The organism is Gynurincola endophyticus (assembly GCF_003991195.1).
In the GTDB taxonomy this organism is placed as follows: Bacteria; Bacteroidota; Bacteroidia; order Chitinophagales; family Chitinophagaceae; genus Gynurincola; species Gynurincola endophyticus.
This window is the reverse complement of the sequence record NZ_RCWL01000001.1, coordinates 744,267-760,948: the sequence shown is the minus strand read 5'-3', so window position 1 is coordinate 760,948 and position 16,682 is coordinate 744,267. Positions and strand designations below refer to the sequence as shown.

Sequence of the window (16,682 nt, the reverse complement as noted above, 5' to 3'; positions counted from 1 at the left end):
AGCAACATGGCTTTCTCTACGGACTTTTCAGGCAGTGGCATTGCCATTTTTGTACAAAACGGATGCCATCTGCGTTACCAATAATAAACGGACTCCTTTTCATGAATCATGATCAATCGAACCCTAAAAAATTATTAATATTCAAAACTGTTCTATCGTATTTTTCAGTTGTCCGATACGTTTCATCCATATTCTGTATAAGAGAAATAATTGTACGATGAAGAAAAAGGCTAACAAAACCAATATCCATCCCTTTATTGTAGTCATCACAATAACAGATGTAAAGAAGAGTAACAAAGAACTATTCACCAATATCCTATTTACAACAGATACTTTCGCATGAAATTTTATTTTCTGCAGACGATTGTTTAATGATTGTTTGACATCTCCTCCTTTAAAAGGATTTCTGACGATAAAGTAAACCACGATATTATGAACTATGAGTAAGATCAATGCTATTACTAAAAAAGCATTTACATAAAAGGGTTTTTGATCTCCGTCGAAGATGTCATAATAAACAAAAAGCAACAAAGCAAAAGCAATTGTTTCTATTATCAATTGCTTGCGGATGCGTTTTAACACAGGGTGTTTTCTTTCCTGTAACATACTTCTTATTTCATTCTCCGGCTTAGCCACGGCATCGGCCCCTTGCCATATTGATTTTAAGATATCTTGTTCCATTACTTTATATTTAGCAGTTGCTGGATTTTACTTTTTATTCTGTTTAACCTTACGCCTACATTATTTTCGGTAATGCCGGTAATATGGGCAATCTCCTGATAACTCAGATTTTCCAGATATAGCAGCATGATCGCTTTATCCGCATCATTTAACCTGCCCACAGCATCGAACAATTGTTCCGATCTCCCCCCGGGTTCCTGCTGAGCATCACTGATATCTGGTAACGAAGAGGTATAAGTAATATCAGGTTTCTTTTTGCGAAAACCGGCGATCGCTGTACTAAGTGCTATCCGGTACATCCAGGTACTGAATCTTGCCCGGTATTCAAAGTCAGGAACAGATTTCCATAATTGAAATACAATTTCCTGAAACAGGTCTTCCCTGTCTTCTTTCGAATCACGGTAGATTCTGCATACTTTATGAATGATCCCCTGGTGTTGATCAATCAATGCTAAAAATTGAGTTTCCTCCATGATTATTGCTTCTTAAAATGATATACCTCCCCTCTTCCGCTCGCTTCAACCGCTACCACATTGCCCTCCCCGTCTGTTATAAAAGTAAACACAACATTGACCTTTTTACCAAAAAACTTCACCGAACTTTCAGGATAAAGTTCAAACGGAGGATGAGCGCCTTGTCGCGCATACAATTGATCATTCACTAATAAAATGTTTAATTCCTGCTGGCCTTGAACATAGCTTCCGGTCACCTTTTTTAATGCTTCCTTATTGATGGAAACCGCCTTGGTTAGTACGGGTAGTCCGATAGGTTCATTAAAAATGATTTTTTCTATATCATTCCATAATTCATTGACCGGTAATACTGAAACATTGCTCAAAATAGTGATAGAAATTTTCTCTTCAGGATACCAGGCCGACAAAGCCGAACAACCGAAAGAACCGCCACCATGATACCACGCAGACCGTTTACCGGGTCTGTAAAACCAACCATATCCATAGGCTGAAGATTCTTGCGTATAAACCGTGAAAAGCATTTTTCGGAGCCCTTCACTCCATATGTTATTATCAGAAAAACTATTATTCCATTTTGCCAGGTCATCTGCGTTTGAATACAAATCACCACTACCTTTCATGAATGAATAATCACGATAAGGCGCAGCAATCAAACTATCGCTGAGTAAATGATAACCGGCAACCATCCCCTGAATGATCTCACCCGAATGATAAATGCCCGTACGGTTCATCTGCAGCGGTTGTAATATTTTTTCAGACAGTAATTTTTCGTAAGAACATTTATAAACGCTTTCTAAAATGCTGGCTAATAAAAAATAGCCGGGACTCGAATAACTCATACCGGCACCGGCAGTAAATAATAGTTTCGTGTTAAAAATTTCAGCTAATGCCTGTTCTTTTGTGAGGGGTAACCTCGACTTGATCGTCCAGTAATCACTGATTCCTTCGTTATGCGGAATACCGGAAGTATGTGATAATAATTGGTGTATAGTAATGTGCCGCCATGCCGTGTCTTTTAATGACGGAAAGAACATTGCCAGAGAATCTTCCGGGTGCAGTCTTTTTTCCTGCATCGCAAGCGCCACCAACATAGCGGTGAACTGTTTGCTGACAGACGCCACTCTAAATACCGCTGAAGATATCATTGGTACATTTAACTCTTGTGAAGCTTTTCCGACAGCGATGCTGTATAATGGCCGGTTATTTTTGGTAACCAGTACCACACCATTAAAATGGAGCCTTTGCTGTTGAATTTCAATATATTCTCGTAACAAATCAGACTGACTGATACCTTTTACGGCAACAATAACTAAGAAAAAAACGATTATTATCCAATGCATCTTCACCACTTTTCAGTGTTAGTTGCACAAGTGGTGGTAAAACTTACAAAATAGAAAAAAACTTGCAACTATTTAATCTACCTGTATGACCAAAGAAGAATATTATATGCACTGTGACAAAAACAGGCAATACCAACATTTCTCAAAAAAGGTAATATCCTTTCTGTTATATATCTCTCAATTAATGGTAATATATTTGGTGGATCAAGCGCACCTCTCAGATTTAGATCTATAATTTTATCTAATATTTCTTCATCACTCTGACGAGAGTTTGTCCTAACTTCTGCTGACATTATCTTTCTTACTATTGCTTCAGTAGATAAATTACTATACTTAAAAGGTAAAGTACCATCAAACGGATCATTAAAATTTAAGTATGAACTAAAAAAAGTTCCTGCTCGAACAGTAACCTTTTATGATTTTCATTGTTCCAATCGCGATATTTAAAAACTAAAGTGGAAGAGTCCTGCATATGATTCATGTGAAGTATATTAATCAGCTGTACTTAATTTCAGAAATATGTATTTATCGCAAATTCGTATTGCTGAATAAATATCTTCTTAAAAGCACTGATATTATTTTGCTCATAAAATATAAGCATAGCCTTTTTATAATCAATCGAATCGACTGTTCTAAAAGATAATGGGCAATATCCGCTAGCTATCAATATTGCGTTACTAACAATCCGTGCAGTTCTTTTATTTCCGTCAACAAAAGCCTGAATGTAGGAAAGCAGTACTATCGCAAGCAAAGATTTCTCAAACACATTATCTTTCTTATTAATTAACTCACACATTTGAAACAGAGAATCTCTTATCTGGTATTCATTATCTAACGGCTTATAGTTAGTTCCTGAAATACCGACTCTTCCTTTACGAATATTACGATCTACCCCTAAGTCTTTAATCAAAAGGCTATGAATATCTTCAATACCTCTAATCGTTAGAGGAACAATATAATCAGGATGCGTAATAATAAAATTCAATGCTTCTTTATGGTTTAAAAGCATAATAGCATCATCCTTTGGCTTACCCGCTGCAGTTTCTTTATCTCTTAATAACCTTTCGGTTTCTAAAAGCGTATAAGTATTTCCTTCAATTTGTGAAGATTTCCAGCTTAAATCTATAGCTAATCGCTCCATTTCTTTATTATATTCGCTTTGAGAAAGTGCGGCTATATTCTTTTTAAACTGCTCATGTAATTGATTTAGATAAAGAATTTCTACGTCTGTGAAAACATTTGTTTTAAGTAAAATCTCTGGAATAAGTTTAAGATCAAAATTTTCAATAATATCCCTCTCATCCTGCTCTTTCGCAAAATATTCATCTGCATCAATGTTGAATAAAATTTTGTAAGATTCACTTATGGAATATCTTGTAGCTTTTCCCTTTCCTGTCGCATTCAGTAGCCCCTCAGCAATCAATTGATTAATAGCTCGTTTTACAGTTGCATAACCTATTTTAAGATTTATTCCTTCATAAATCTCCTTTGAGGATACAATCTGATGCTCCTCTACAACTTTCAATATACTATCTTTAACACTCATAATTCAAGCTCAAATTTAATATAAATGTAGCTCAAATTTATTAAATATTGAGCTACAAAAGCATCAAAAGTGAGCTAAATACCTATTTAAGCATACATAACCAATAAATATGGCTCAAAATCAGCACTTTCTGAGCCTCATTTGATCAACTGATGAGCCTGATTAGTAAAATCCGCTTTCCTTTTTTGTAGTTCTTTGAATAAACTTTCATCATCACTCACCGACTGAATCAAATCATTTATCTGCCTGATTGATTGCTTTCTCCTCCCCTTTAAATAACTTATCTCATACGAAAGCATTTTATAATACGGTAAAACCTTATGATAGTATATAGCATCTTTTTCTGCTTCTTTCACAATAAAACCGGCCCAGCGTTTTGCCTTCTTTAATACAATCGGTTCAGAATTTATCTTTATTAATTGACGGGTATGCAAATAAATAGCATTTAACAACTGTATCGTTTGCGTTCGTTTGTACATCGTTAAATATTTTTCACTTACATAATGCTCGCCCGAACGTTGAATGATTGCTTCGCGGTTGTCTGCTACATATTTCAACTGTTCGTCATATACTCTTTTATCATTGATGGCCAATGTATCCAGTGATATTTTCAGTAAATGGTTTTCAATATAATTGATCGCTGCCTGCCGGTAAGCAGCATACTGTTTGGTTTGATAATAATAATCGAGGAGATACGAATTTCTATTGTCAAAATATTCTTCATCTGGTGCAGGCGCCTTATCCCATACCATTTTCATTAATTGCGTGTCTTTATGATGGATGGCAAACTCCAGTGAAGTTTCCAATGCACTTTCGCTGATCATTTCAAGCGTTGGGTTATAAGCAGGTTTTTTCAGCAATGCGAACACCTCTTCATTTGCCGTTAAAGCATCCAACGCAGCACCCAAAATAATCTGCCGGTTAGAAAATACCCCATTGTCTAAAACCAACTGCAAATTCTCCGGAAAGGATTTCTCCTCTTCATTTAATAATTCAAAATAATCATTCAATAATACAGCTACCGGAAGCTGGCGTTTAGTCAGCATTTTCAGATACCTGAACATAAAAACCTTATCATTTTTCCGGGTGGGATATAATATCTCCATTTCTTCTATTGTTTCAGCCGGATTATACTCAGACAACACCGTGTTTCCCAATTCCAGAAAATAACCGGCAGGCATAGAACCGTTTTTACGGTGCACCAGCTCGCCTGCTGCATCTATAAACAGATAAGTAGGATAAGCTGTAACGGCATACCTTTTAGCCAGCTCAATCCCTTCCCCCTTTTCCGCATTGATTTTAATATTGATAAAATTGCTGTTAAAGAAAGTACCTACTTCTGGCAGCACAAATACATGGGCATCCATTTCACGGCAAGGACCGCACCAGTCAGTATACACATCCACAAAAATTAACCGTTGCTGCTCCTCTGACAAACGAAGAATGCTATCCCATTTTACAGACTCTCTGAAATCAATTCCCTGCTGTGCAAAAACAGGAAAAACACTCCCCATCCAAAAAAATAAGTTGACCAGGCAGACAAATGTATTTCTCGTAAAGTGCATAATTACCATTTAAACACAAAACTACTAATCAATTAGTATTATTCCTAACAAATTAGTATTTATATAAAAAATCCGTCTTCTCCAACAGATATTTCACCTTACTTTGATTACATCCAAGGTATCCGTACTGCAATATAGCAAGCATCCAGGCGTTATTAATAGATAAAGCTTATCCAATTGTGGCAGCGCCATTCACTGCCTGATTCATCTAAACTTTAAAAATGAAAAATGTAATCTTGTTCTTATGTTGCCTGTTCTTCATTTCATCAGGCTTTGCACAGAATGATGAATTAAAAAGTCAGAAAATAAAAAATTTAATGGTGTTGACAGGTGCCGGTGATATAGGAGTTCAGTTTGTAACGAACATGGTTACAAATTTCAAAAAAACCTTTCCTGATGTGCCTGTTGAGTTCTGGGATGAGCTTTTAAAGGAAATGAACTCTAATGAAATTATTGACCAGGTGGTACCGATTTATGCCAAATACTTTTCATTGAAAGAAATAGAAGCGTTAATCAGTTTCTACGAAACAGACCTTGGAAAAAAACTGATCAGAACAATGCCTTTAATAATACAGGATTCTTATAAAGTTGGAGAAGAATGGGGAGAAAAAATTGCAGAGAGAGTTGTTAACAGGCTTATAGAAAAAGGCTATCTCGAAAAAAATTAATATCAGTATTCTTTTATAGAAATTACATTATCAAGAAGGGAGCTACTCTTATAAGAGTAACTCCCTTCTTGATTGATTAACCTCTATTTTTCAATTTTGTTCTGCTCCACTCCCTCAAACGTAATCTTCACCGGTTTAATCAGTCCTTGTTCATCAAAACGCATTTCTTCGATACAAGTTACCCGGTGATTACCGTTTGTTTCTCCTAAAGGCCGGCGATGATATACAATGTAATATTTATCACTTTTGGGCTCGTGTATTACTGAATGGTGGCCTGCTCCCGTCGCTACTTCAGGATCCTGCTGAAGGATCTTATCAATACGCTTGAATGGCCCGAACGGACTATCAGCTATCGCATAAGCTACTGAATAATCAGGACCTGTCCAACCACCTTCTGACCACATGAAATAATATTTACCGTTTCGCATAAACATAAACGGACCTTCCACATAATTTTCAGGAGTTACTTCTTTATAAAAACTGCCGTCATCAAAAGGAACGATACCGGTAAAATCATGATTAAGTTTTACGATATTACAATGTTTCCAACCACCATAATACATGTAATAAGTTCCGTCTGCGTCTTTAAACACAAACTGATCAATGGGTTGTGCACCGTTTACTATTTTATCAATCAAAGGTTTTCCGATATGGTCTTTATACGGACCTTCGGGACGATCAGCCACTGCTACTCCGATTCCGCCGGGTTCATTGTTGTTTTGAATATCGTTACCCCCGAAAAAAAGAAAATAACGGTTGTCTTTCTTTACAATAGCCGGTGCCCACATAGCCCGCCAGATCCATTTAACAGCAGAGGTATCAACGATCCTTTCATGTTTCGTCCAGTTAATTAAATCGGGGGATGAAAAAGCATCCATAAATACCTGCTCGGTATATTTAGCAGAGTAAGTAGGAAATATCCAATATTTATTATCGAAAATAATGCCTTCCGGGTCTGCATACCATCCTTCAAAAACCGGATTTCCTGCCTTTTCAACAGCCCCGGCTGTTTTCTTATTTATTTTACAAGCAGTAAAAACAATTCCTGTCACTAGAACGCAGAACAGTAATTTCTTCATGAGTGCCTTGGTTTTAAATGTATAATACCCTTCTGAACCGTTTATAAAAGCAAAAGTTAAGATTTTTTAGCCAGCTTTAGATAAATCTCAACTCAAATTTGTGTTGCTCAGCCATTCGGGGAGCCATCAAAACTTAACATTGGAAATATCGCCATATGATTAAATTCACAGCTCCAAAACCAAGTATTAATATGGAAAAAGCAAAAAAACCTAATCTGAAAGAAAAAAATCAAATCCTTCGCAAAGAAACAGAAGAAATATTAACTGCTACCTTCTCACATCTTAAAGAAGTAATAGGTGAAAAAAAGTTCAATGAAAAAGTAAGAAAAGCCGGTAAAATTCTGGCAGCCGGCGTTGAAAAAAGAAAGGCGAAACTGGAAGCAATCAAAGAAAAAAGTGCATCATCATAAACTTTGCCGGAACGAATAGAAAAACCTCCTCTCCAACTCTTTAACAAAAAAGCAGCTTCCGGAAGCTGCTTTTTTGAATAGTTTTTTCAGTAGAACATATTGGACTCTTATTATCAGAACATGAGATACATAAACTAAACGCTATATTTAAAAATCGTCAGACTTATTCTTGTGCCAGCCGGGAACGGATCGTAGATGATCCGTTGCCACTGGGCTTATTTAAATTTGTGATGCAAAAGTAATAGCCCAATATGAACTCATTAAGAACTGATTGAAAAGAAATTATTAATTAAATATATTTATTATGCTTAATTAATTTGCTACTTACTTTCCTTACAACAAATCTTAATCTCCAATTTATACGATATTCTATTTGCTTAACTAATACAATTCTACCCTATTTTTAACGTTAAGCTATTTCACTAAAGAAATTTACATGCGTTTTTCCTTGCCGTTGATTCTCTGTTTATTTTTTACTATCAATGTAGTAGCACAATCTTCAATAGCAAAACCACCTGAATTTGGAAAATCTTTCGTCATTAATAAAAAAAGTACAGACTTTAAAATGTTAGGACATGACGAATCAGGAATGTACTTTCAGGTAGAGCATAATGCCCTTAAAAACTTTTTTTTAATAGGATATAACGATCGTTCCTCAGGAAAACTTATCAAAGTAGACAATCAGCTCAACAAAGTTTTCAATAAAGATTATAGCAGTGCTTTAAAAGGTAAAGGATTGATTCAACTGGTTACACTAAATAAAAAATTTTATTTACTCGCTGCAGAAGTAAAAAATAAGAATACTGAAGTAATCATACAGGCTGCACCCATCAATAAATCTACAGGTGAATTGGATGGAGCATGGGTTTCATTAGAAACACTGACAAAAGCCAATAAAAAAGACGAGGTTAATTTTAACATCTTTTATAATCCTGACAGTACCAGCCTGATTATAACCAGCAGAATTGAAGGAAAATCAAAAAGCTCTTATCACGTTACGAAATTTGACCAGAACTTCCATTCAACTCCGAAAAAAGTAGTTTTATCGAACAATTTTGCTCCGGAAAATTATGATGTGGAAGATTTAATTTATACTGACCACAATAGAATTATTCTCGTTGGAAAAGTTTATGAAAATATAGATAATGTTAAAAAGAAACAAAGACCGCTAACATTTTCTCATTTAAATACCATCATTTATGATGAAAACGGAACCCAGCTAAAAGTAATCGATACTAAAATTCCGGGAATCAATTTGAATACTACAAGAGTTTTCTTAAAAGATAAAAAAGTTATTCTCACTTCGTTTTACAGTAATAAACTGACCGGAAACGTTACTGACGGTTTATTAGTAAAAGAAATCGATATTCTATCTGGAGATATTATTAGTAATGTTGAAACAAACATCAATCCCTCTATGCTGGTATCAGCAGTAACTAACGGTACAGCAAAGCCAGGCTTTTCAGCCTATCTGAAATTCATTAGTCTTCATTTTTCTCCTGACGGAAATATCATTATTGTTTCTGAAGCCTATAATCAGGTGAAGGTAGTAAGAAGAACTTACGGTAACCGCCCTGACGGTGCATTTTTACCTACTTCAACAAACTATCAGACCATTTGTGATTCCGGCGAAATTCTTATATGCAATATCAAACCGGATAAAGGAATTGAATGGCTTAAAATAATTCCTAAAAAACAGAGCGAGACACACAATGAAGGAGAAACAAGACGAACAAAGACAACCGCCGTTGGCAAAACCATAGAAACCACTAGTAAACCATATTATTCAGGAATTTTATCATTCAGTCAGGATAAATATCTCCAGATTATTTTTAACGATTATGAGGTCAACGGAGCAATCACGTCTGTAGAACAAAAGCCAAAGCTGATTAAAAAATTTAAAAAATCTGCGGCTTATATGGTATCCATCGATATGAACAACGGTAATACTTCGAGAAAACTATTATTCTCTAATTCGAAAAAGCCTATCCTGATGCCGCGGCACAGCATTTATACTGATAACACACTCTATATGGTAGGATTAAAAGTGATCAATCTTAATAAAACTAAAGGAACATTGGGAAAATTCTATTTCTAAAGTGAAAGATGAATACATTATACTAAAGAGAATCCTTATGGATTCCCTTTAGTATAATTATATTTTAGAACAGATCAAAATCTAACTCTCCTTTCTTCTTCAACCGGCCTCTTTACCGGCTCTTTATGTTTTGATTTTCCGAACTGATACGCCAGCGTCAGCACCACTCTTCGAACAGCAACATTGTGCGTAAAACGATTATTAATAATCTGCGATTCTCTGAACTCATTAGTAACCATATACGTTCCGAACATATCAAATATGTTTATGCGGGTATTTAACTTGCCGTTGAGCCATGTTTTATGAATACCGGCATCTATTGCCCCATAATCGTCCTGCACGTATAACGAGTTTCCCCCTTTAGAAAAATAACGATAACTAAGATCTGCCGTATATCCTTTAGGCAGTGTAAATACCTGACTACCATTTAGCGTGTAATGCAATACACCGATTTCATACATATTACCCAAATAAGGCATACGCTCTTTATTGTAATATAACCCTGCATTCTGAATCACTTTCCACCACGATCGAAAGGAATAACTGTACGACAATTGAAGGTTACCAAAATCATTGTAAGGAATATTCATTCCGAGGTATAACAACTCATTACTGGTGCGGTTATACTCCGGATAGCGGATCATTTTATCTTTTTCACGACCAACAGCCATTGTTACATGTAGATCACCTATATCCCAGATAACATTGAACGCTGTAGTTACTGAGGGTTTTAATTCCGGATTGCCAACGCGATAATTTAACGGGCTAAAATAAAAGCGAAATGGATTTAACTGAGCAAAATCAGGTCTGGTTAATCGCCGGTTAAATGCCACATACAATCTATTTCTATCCGAGAACCGGTAACTAACACTGACACCTGGTAACCAGTTGAGATAATTCCTTTTTCTGATGGTATTTTCAGTTTCACTATTGGCTATTGTGCGGGTATTTTCTAAGCGTAAATCTGTTTTTACTATAAAGTCATTTTTCCTGTATTCATACGACAAATAGCCTGCAGTTATATACTCGTTGTATAAAAACCTGTCGGTACGGCGCGGGTCTTTTTCAAAGACACCGTTCAGTGCCAGTGTATCATATCGAAGATCATTATCAGTTGTTACCTGCGCCAGTTTCATACCTGCTTCCCAGGTACTGTTTTCACTCGTGCGGTGATAATCCAGTTGAATGTTTCTGATACGAATCACGTTACGCAATTTTGTTTTCCAATAACTTTCAGGGAGTTGTTTCAGGTAATCATCAATCTGAATATCTTCATTCTGTTGATTATTTACATCGTTTGTTGCTGCAAATAATACCAGATTACTTTTGGGAGAAAACTGATAGGTATAAGCAGCATTCAATGCATAACTCAGTTGCTGAGGATCTGACAGATTCCGCGTTTCAAACCGTCCCTTGAGTATTTCTCCTGCAGGGTCTCTGAACTGTAAACTATTATCGGAGGTAGTATTTTTATCTGCTCTGTAGGTTCGAATCCATATATCGAGTGTATGTTGCTGACTCAGCCAGTAATTGGCCGATAGTACCATGTTTAAATTATTATTCGCTGTTCTGGTGAGCGTATTAGTATTCATATCATCTTCCGAGGCTAACTTTTGTAAAGCAGTATACCGGTAATAATCATCACCCAACACATAAGAGGTCGCCAAAGAGTACATTGATTTTTTTAACCGGTATGATAAGTTCAGGTTATTATCGGTAGAATAATAATAGTTTTTTCTTAATGCTGTGCTGATACTGCCTTTGATTCCCTGTTGCTGTTGCTGTTTCAGTTTTATGTCAATAATGGCCTTAAACTGGCCATCATAACGTCCGGAAGGATTTTCAATCACTTCAATCGACTCAATCATTTCAGGTAGTAATCTTTTGAGAAAAGCATCCTGCTCTTCAGCACTCATCGGTACCGGTTTACCATCGATGAACACAGCCGGAGCATTTCGCCCGGAGACCAGTAAAGTACCGTCGGGATTCACCAATATGCCCGGCAGTTTTGACAAAATATCCAATGAATTAGCAGATGCTTTGAATGGAGGATGATCTGCTACCTTCACCACTATCTTGCCATTGGCTGATCTGAAAGTCGGAGGCACTGACCGAACGACTACCTCGCTTAAAATATTTCCGGCATCTTCTAAAAGAACCGATACTTCCATTTGAGGCATTGTTGCAGATATATCAATAATTATCGCGTACGGTTGATAACCCACCGCAGATGCTTCCAGAATATACTTTGCTGCAGAAAGATTCCGGTACTCAAAAAAACCTGTCGAATCGGATTGTGTAGATTTCAAAAGAGTAGAATCTAAAACCTCTTTTAATACAATACTCACATACGAAACGGGTGTACCGGAAGAATTAATCACCTGTCCCTTTAATTGCACCTGTGCATGAACCACTTGTTTTACTGTTAGAAAACAAAGTAAAGAAAGAAAAATAGCCCTCATCATGTTTTACATTTATCGGATGAACAACCGTACAAATGTATCAGGTGAAGAATGACACGAAGTATTCCTTTATAGTTGAAGACGTCCTGATTTATAAATCAGGACTATTAAAAACCAATCGTTTATAAACTAAGCAGTAGCGGCACCTGCCTGGCCATACTTTTCTTTGTAAGCGGAGGGAGTCGTATTCTTTATTTTTTTAAACGCAGTATAAAAAGCAGATTTAGAGTTAAAACCCACTTCATAGCCGATAGCTTCGATAGAAAACGGATGGCCGGCCGCCATCATTTTACAGGCTTCTTCAATTCGATAGTCATTTACATACGAAGTAAAGTTTTTGCCCATTTGCTCATTAATAATATGCGACAACTGGTGAGTGGTCAGCTCCACAGCTTTTGCCAGAGTTGCTAAACTTAAAGCCGGATCTTTGTAAAGGGTCTGCTCCTTCATCGCAGCTTCTATCCGTTGCACCAATACCGGATTCGGAGCCTCGGTAATTTTCTTTTCTATTGGTTTCGGAGACAGTAGATAAAAACTTTTATTGCTCTTTTCTTTATAAAACCGGAATAAGATCATTCCGTATAATACCAATGAAAATACAATGGCCCCACTAAAGTAAAGATTTCCGTTCTTAAACAGCAGTGCAAACTGAAAGCTCAAATATATCAGCACATTAGCTACATAAGCTGCCAGCAGCCATTTTTCCGCAGGTTGTACATCCTTGTCTTTTCTGAAAAACGCGGCCATTACCGGCTTCAGATACCAACCTGCCAAAATGATATATATGAGCCACACCAGATAGATCGCCTGCACAATATAACTACCCCATAGTTCGGGATACAAAGCATACGGATAAACAATTCCGACCGCCAACACAGCCAGTGCACCAATAATTAACTGAACTTTCCATGATTTGGGTAAAGTAGCGGGTTGTTCAATAGCCGCACGTATAAAGAAATAAAAAAAAGGACCGATTAACAAGCAGGCAGACAATCCTATTTGCAGATAAATTTTTGCTAAAGCGGGATCAAAATAAATGAAAACAGATTTGCCGATACGGATACTTAACACAACCAGTAAACAGCCCAAAAGAATACCTGCCAGGCTTTTCTTTTTGGCTAATAGTGTGTAGTAGGTTCCCAGCATCAGGCCGTTAAAAACGCCAATGGCTCCCACAAAAAAAAGTAAGTAGGTTGAAAGATTCATTCATTACCATTGTAAATTCATACTAAAGATAGATCATTTAACAGCAATAATACAAGAGATATTTAAGCGGCTCCTCATGTTAAGCTGAGCCTATTTCTCAATCATTTATGTATCTTTTTGCTTTTAAAAAGATCAAAAAAAAACGGCTTTCCGCCATACTTGTTAAAAGTAACGAAAAACCGTTTTTTGAACGTCAGAGAATATTTATTTATCTAACTGATATATTTTTTTATCTTTTAAACTGATGGCAATCACTTTACCCAACCAGTCAATACTGAATTTACCCTCATAAATTAATCCGTCTACAAAAGTTACATCCGGACGCTCGATGCGGGCGATCGGACTACTGATAGATTGTATCTGGCCTTTGTAAAAAGTATTTTTATGCCCGGGCGCAAAATCACTTTCTTTTTCAGTGATCACAAACTCTTCAAAGTTAAATTTGAGCGTATCCATGAGATCTCTGTTCAGCCAATAAACACCAGCTCCGGCACCGGCATCCAGCATTACCTGAGCATTCGTGCTATCATCAATTTTAACCATCGTAAAAATATCCAATGCATTTCCGGCATAATCGGCAATCTGGATATCTATAGAAGCTAATTGATTTTTACCGGTTACGTCTCCGAAAATCAATTCTTTTTTATTATAGTCGATGGTAACATCCGTATCAATAAACATTTGCAGAGAAAGAATACCGTCCAGCCCCGGAATATCAAAATCAACATTCGTATAATCATAATCGGTATACACATCTCCTCCTAATACTATTTCACCTGATTTGTACAAAGATGCTTTTATAGGTTCTCCGGTAGATCGGTGTGCAATAAAAAATCTTTTCAGATTTTGTCCGTTTATCTTTTGAGCAAAAGTCTTAAAGAACATATTCAATCCTGCACCCGTATCAAAAATAAAATTTCCTTCTACACCATTTACGGTTGCTTTGATGAGTATATGTCCCTGTCCGGTTAATTCAAAAGGTACGGATGTTGTTTTTTGGTTTGTATTGTTACCGCAACTGATCAATACAAACAATAAGCATAAACGAAATAAACGCATATATCAAGTTTAAATTAAATAAATCCGTCTTTCTGAAGATAGTCAAAAGCCATGATCACGCCTACCACCTGTGCCGGTTCTTTTAAATACTCTTCCACACTAAAATATTTCACCGCTTCTATCTCATTAGACGCCTGAATATTGTTCATTACAGGATAAGTATAACAATCCTGTTCCATTATTATATTACGCTCTTCACCATAAGCCGGAGCTGTAATATGATAACAAAAGGTCAATAATTGAGGATCTAATTGCACATTTAATTCTTCTTCAATTTCCCTGATTAAAGCTTCTTTTGAAGTTTCATCACGATCTACTTTTCCACCGGGCAGATACCAGGCTTTTTTATTGCGGCTGTAAGTCAGTAACAACTTCTTATCTTTCAGCATCAACAATCCCGCTGTAGGTAATGCTACTTGCTCCATAAACAATCTTTCAGCAAATGTAAATAAAATGGATTATTTACAGGTGCTGCTTTATCACTCTTTCCGATAAAAAAAGAATGAAGTAAGAAGAGAGTTAATCTTATTCCCTTCATCACTTCATTCCCTTTACAGCTGTATTAAACAGATAAAATGATAAAAACTATAATTATTACTTCTGTTGATAGTGAATCATCCAGTTAACACCATAACGATCGGTGAAAGATGCATAATAAGCTCCCCAGAACATATCTCCTATTGGGTGTTCAACTTTTCCACCAGCTGATAATGCATCAAATAATCTTTTCGCCTCTTCTCTCGATAAAGGTTCTATATTGATGTGCATATTATTTCCGGAAGTAACGTTAAAACCCATTTCTTCAGGAGCATCGGTTGCCATGATGATGAACCCTTCCCATAACTCAACCTGCCCATGAATAATTAATTTTTTCATTGAATCAGTCATCGGAGGTGTTCCCGCCGGAGCTTCTATATCGCCGAAACGTTTCAGCTCCCCTATAATTTTCCCATTAAACACTGATGCATAAAACTGTAATGCTTCTTCGGTATTGCCGGGAAAATTTAAATAAAAAGTAGCTCTTCTGGCAGCATCCTTTTTGTATTCTTTTCTTAACTGAAATTGTGTATTGAGATAATGATCCAGGTTTTCCAATCCCATTGTAAAACCTTCCTTGAATCCCATTTCCACTATTTTCTCCAGATCAGTCAGCTGATCATATTGAATCACAATATCCACTACACTTTGTTCACCATCTGCTTTAAAGGTAAGATTCCAAACAGAACGTGGAAATGAAGTATTGATATTGCCGTTTTCATCACAAAATCCATCTTTACATGAAAAAAAATCTTCCGGATTTATTTTTATATAATCTGCAAAACTCCAGTGTTTATCGCCCTCCGGACCAACCATTGCATACAACCATCTTCCACCCTCTTTAAACTCCATCTTTTTCGTCTCTACTTTATAGGGTTGTGGTGCCCACCATTTATCTAAAATTTCGGCTGTCGTCCATGCTTTCCACACCAAGGTTACGGGTGCATCAAAGCTTCTTTCAACATGAATTTGTTTCTTTTCTTTTTCAACAGAAAAGTTCATCAGGATGGCAGGTTTCATTGTTTTTGATTTTTTAGTTGTTCTAAAACTTGATCGAGTTGCCCGAAACGTTTGTCTAGCAGAGAACGGAATTTCTCTAACCATACTTCAATTTCTTTCATTTTCTCAGATTGAAGATGATAAACAATTGTTCTGCCCTGCGGTTCCTGTTTCACCAGATCACAATCAGCCAGTACCTGCAAATGCTTAGATACAGCCTGGCGTGTTGTTTTGAAATGAGTGGCCAGGTCATTGGGTGTCATCGATTGAACCGCCAGCAAAAAAATGATAGCCCTCCGTGTAGGATCGGCTATTGCCTGAAATACATCTCTCCTCATAAAAATATATTTGCAACCATTCAGTTGCAAATATAAAAAATCTCTATTTACAACCGACAGTTTTAACAAAAAAATCGTGCTCAATTTGATTGAACAACCTTTACAAACTGAAAACCAATGATATAATTATATTTTAAAATTCCATTTTTTTTTCGTATCTTATTAGAATACACTCTTTACTTTATCACTATTATCAAATATCGTTGCCTCAGGTTTTTTAT

General features: G+C 36.4%; 15 protein-coding genes. 3 read left to right on the top strand and 12 right to left on the bottom strand.

The window, feature by feature from the left end:
* Window positions 1-141: 141 nt before the first annotated feature.
* The 5 genes from D9O48_RS03110 to D9O48_RS03090 all read right to left on the bottom strand — a co-directional run bounded on the left by D9O48_RS03110 (window position 142) and on the right by D9O48_RS03090 (window position 5,605).
* Window positions 142-681 (bottom strand): hypothetical protein, encoded by a 540-nt coding sequence (locus D9O48_RS03110; protein WP_126970469.1) that lies wholly within the window; start codon window positions 679-681, stop codon window positions 142-144.
* Window positions 681-1,154 carry an RNA polymerase sigma factor gene (locus tag D9O48_RS03105; RefSeq protein WP_126970467.1) on the bottom strand — a complete coding sequence of 158 codons (474 nt, stop codon included), beginning with the start codon at window positions 1,152-1,154 and terminating at the stop codon, window positions 681-683. The genes D9O48_RS03110 and D9O48_RS03105 overlap by 1 nt, the downstream gene beginning before the upstream one ends.
* Window positions 1,155-1,156: 2 nt before the next feature.
* Entirely contained in the window at window positions 1,157-2,494 is a 1,338-nt protein-coding gene (locus tag D9O48_RS03100) for a serine hydrolase (protein WP_126970465.1), read from the bottom strand.
* Window positions 2,495-3,005: 511 nt separating this feature from the next.
* The gene (locus D9O48_RS03095) at window positions 3,006-4,040 is read right to left on the bottom strand and encodes a Fic family protein (protein ID WP_126970463.1); all 1,035 of its coding nucleotides are present in this window, start codon (window positions 4,038-4,040) and stop codon (window positions 3,006-3,008) included.
* Between the two features lie 137 nt (window positions 4,041-4,177).
* Window positions 4,178-5,605, bottom strand: coding sequence for a thioredoxin family protein (locus D9O48_RS03090; protein ID WP_158624797.1), 1,428 nt, complete (start codon window positions 5,603-5,605; stop codon window positions 4,178-4,180).
* Window positions 5,606-5,826: 221 nt separating this feature from the next.
* On the opposite strand from D9O48_RS03090, the gene D9O48_RS03085 reads away from it, so the two are divergent.
* A complete protein-coding gene (locus D9O48_RS03085; RefSeq protein WP_126970459.1) occupies window positions 5,827-6,273 on the top strand; it encodes a DUF2059 domain-containing protein in 447 nt (148 codons plus the stop codon).
* 83 nt (window positions 6,274-6,356) lie between these two features.
* Here the strand turns inward: D9O48_RS03085 and D9O48_RS03080 are convergent, their stop codons facing one another.
* The gene (locus D9O48_RS03080) at window positions 6,357-7,352 is read right to left on the bottom strand and encodes a glycoside hydrolase family 43 protein (RefSeq protein WP_126970457.1); all 996 of its coding nucleotides are present in this window, start codon (window positions 7,350-7,352) and stop codon (window positions 6,357-6,359) included.
* Window positions 7,353-7,507: 155 nt separating this feature from the next.
* Between D9O48_RS03080 and D9O48_RS03075 the strand changes: the two genes are divergently transcribed.
* The gene (locus D9O48_RS03075) at window positions 7,508-7,762 is read left to right on the top strand and encodes a hypothetical protein (RefSeq protein ID WP_126970455.1); all 255 of its coding nucleotides are present in this window, start codon (window positions 7,508-7,510) and stop codon (window positions 7,760-7,762) included.
* A 436-nt stretch (window positions 7,763-8,198) separates the two neighbouring features.
* On the top strand, window positions 8,199-9,860 hold the full coding sequence (locus D9O48_RS03070) for a hypothetical protein (RefSeq protein ID WP_126970453.1): 1,662 nt from the start codon (window positions 8,199-8,201) through the stop codon (window positions 9,858-9,860).
* A gap of 74 nt (window positions 9,861-9,934) precedes the next feature.
* Here the strand turns inward: D9O48_RS03070 and D9O48_RS03065 are convergent, their stop codons facing one another.
* The 6 genes from D9O48_RS03065 to D9O48_RS03040 all read right to left on the bottom strand — a co-directional run bounded on the left by D9O48_RS03065 (window position 9,935) and on the right by D9O48_RS03040 (window position 16,461).
* A complete protein-coding gene (locus D9O48_RS03065) occupies window positions 9,935-12,325 on the bottom strand; it encodes an outer membrane beta-barrel family protein (RefSeq protein WP_126970451.1) in 2,391 nt (796 codons plus the stop codon).
* 126 nt (window positions 12,326-12,451) lie between these two features.
* On the bottom strand, window positions 12,452-13,528 hold the full coding sequence (locus tag D9O48_RS03060; protein WP_126970449.1) for a helix-turn-helix domain-containing protein: 1,077 nt from the start codon (window positions 13,526-13,528) through the stop codon (window positions 12,452-12,454).
* Window positions 13,529-13,732: 204 nt separating this feature from the next.
* Window positions 13,733-14,587, bottom strand: a complete 855-nt coding sequence (locus D9O48_RS03055) for a retropepsin-like aspartic protease (protein ID WP_126970447.1) — start codon at window positions 14,585-14,587, stop codon at window positions 13,733-13,735.
* A gap of 14 nt (window positions 14,588-14,601) precedes the next feature.
* Entirely contained in the window at window positions 14,602-15,012 is a 411-nt protein-coding gene (locus D9O48_RS03050; protein WP_126970446.1) for an NUDIX hydrolase, read from the bottom strand.
* Between the two features lie 169 nt (window positions 15,013-15,181).
* Complete coding sequence (locus tag D9O48_RS03045; RefSeq protein WP_126970444.1) at window positions 15,182-16,144, bottom strand: SRPBCC domain-containing protein; 963 nt, start codon at window positions 16,142-16,144, stop codon at window positions 15,182-15,184.
* Window positions 16,141-16,461, bottom strand: a complete 321-nt coding sequence (locus tag D9O48_RS03040; protein WP_126970442.1) for an ArsR/SmtB family transcription factor — start codon at window positions 16,459-16,461, stop codon at window positions 16,141-16,143. Before D9O48_RS03040 ends, D9O48_RS03045 begins: the two co-directional genes overlap by 4 nt.
* Window positions 16,462-16,682: the final 221 nt, after the last annotated feature.

What these genes read in the sequence shown, in the direction of transcription:
- D9O48_RS03050 (WP_126970446.1), bottom strand. Translation starts at nt 15,012, where the DNA reads ATGGAGCAAGTAGCATTACCTACAGCGGGATTGTTGATGCTGAAAGAT.
- D9O48_RS03075 (WP_126970455.1), top strand. Translation starts at nt 7,508, where the DNA reads ATGATTAAATTCACAGCTCCAAAACCAAGTATTAATATGGAAAAAGCA.
- D9O48_RS03065 (WP_126970451.1), bottom strand. Translation starts at nt 12,325, where the DNA reads ATGATGAGGGCTATTTTTCTTTCTTTACTTTGTTTTCTAACAGTAAAA.
- D9O48_RS03080 (WP_126970457.1), bottom strand. Translation starts at nt 7,352, where the DNA reads ATGAAGAAATTACTGTTCTGCGTTCTAGTGACAGGAATTGTTTTTACT.
- D9O48_RS03100 (WP_126970465.1), bottom strand. Translation starts at nt 2,494, where the DNA reads ATGCATTGGATAATAATCGTTTTTTTCTTAGTTATTGTTGCCGTAAAA.
- D9O48_RS03070 (WP_126970453.1), top strand. Translation starts at nt 8,199, where the DNA reads ATGCGTTTTTCCTTGCCGTTGATTCTCTGTTTATTTTTTACTATCAAT.
- D9O48_RS03085 (WP_126970459.1), top strand. Translation starts at nt 5,827, where the DNA reads ATGAAAAATGTAATCTTGTTCTTATGTTGCCTGTTCTTCATTTCATCA.
- D9O48_RS03060 (WP_126970449.1), bottom strand. Translation starts at nt 13,528, where the DNA reads ATGAATCTTTCAACCTACTTACTTTTTTTTGTGGGAGCCATTGGCGTT.
- D9O48_RS03040 (WP_126970442.1), bottom strand. Translation starts at nt 16,461, where the DNA reads ATGAGGAGAGATGTATTTCAGGCAATAGCCGATCCTACACGGAGGGCT.
- D9O48_RS03095 (WP_126970463.1), bottom strand. Translation starts at nt 4,040, where the DNA reads ATGAGTGTTAAAGATAGTATATTGAAAGTTGTAGAGGAGCATCAGATT.
- D9O48_RS03055 (WP_126970447.1), bottom strand. Translation starts at nt 14,587, where the DNA reads ATGCGTTTATTTCGTTTATGCTTATTGTTTGTATTGATCAGTTGCGGT.
- D9O48_RS03045 (WP_126970444.1), bottom strand. Translation starts at nt 16,144, where the DNA reads ATGAAACCTGCCATCCTGATGAACTTTTCTGTTGAAAAAGAAAAGAAA.
- D9O48_RS03110 (WP_126970469.1), bottom strand. Translation starts at nt 681, where the DNA reads ATGGAACAAGATATCTTAAAATCAATATGGCAAGGGGCCGATGCCGTG.
- D9O48_RS03105 (WP_126970467.1), bottom strand. Translation starts at nt 1,154, where the DNA reads ATGGAGGAAACTCAATTTTTAGCATTGATTGATCAACACCAGGGGATC.
- D9O48_RS03090 (WP_158624797.1), bottom strand. Translation starts at nt 5,605, where the DNA reads ATGCACTTTACGAGAAATACATTTGTCTGCCTGGTCAACTTATTTTTT.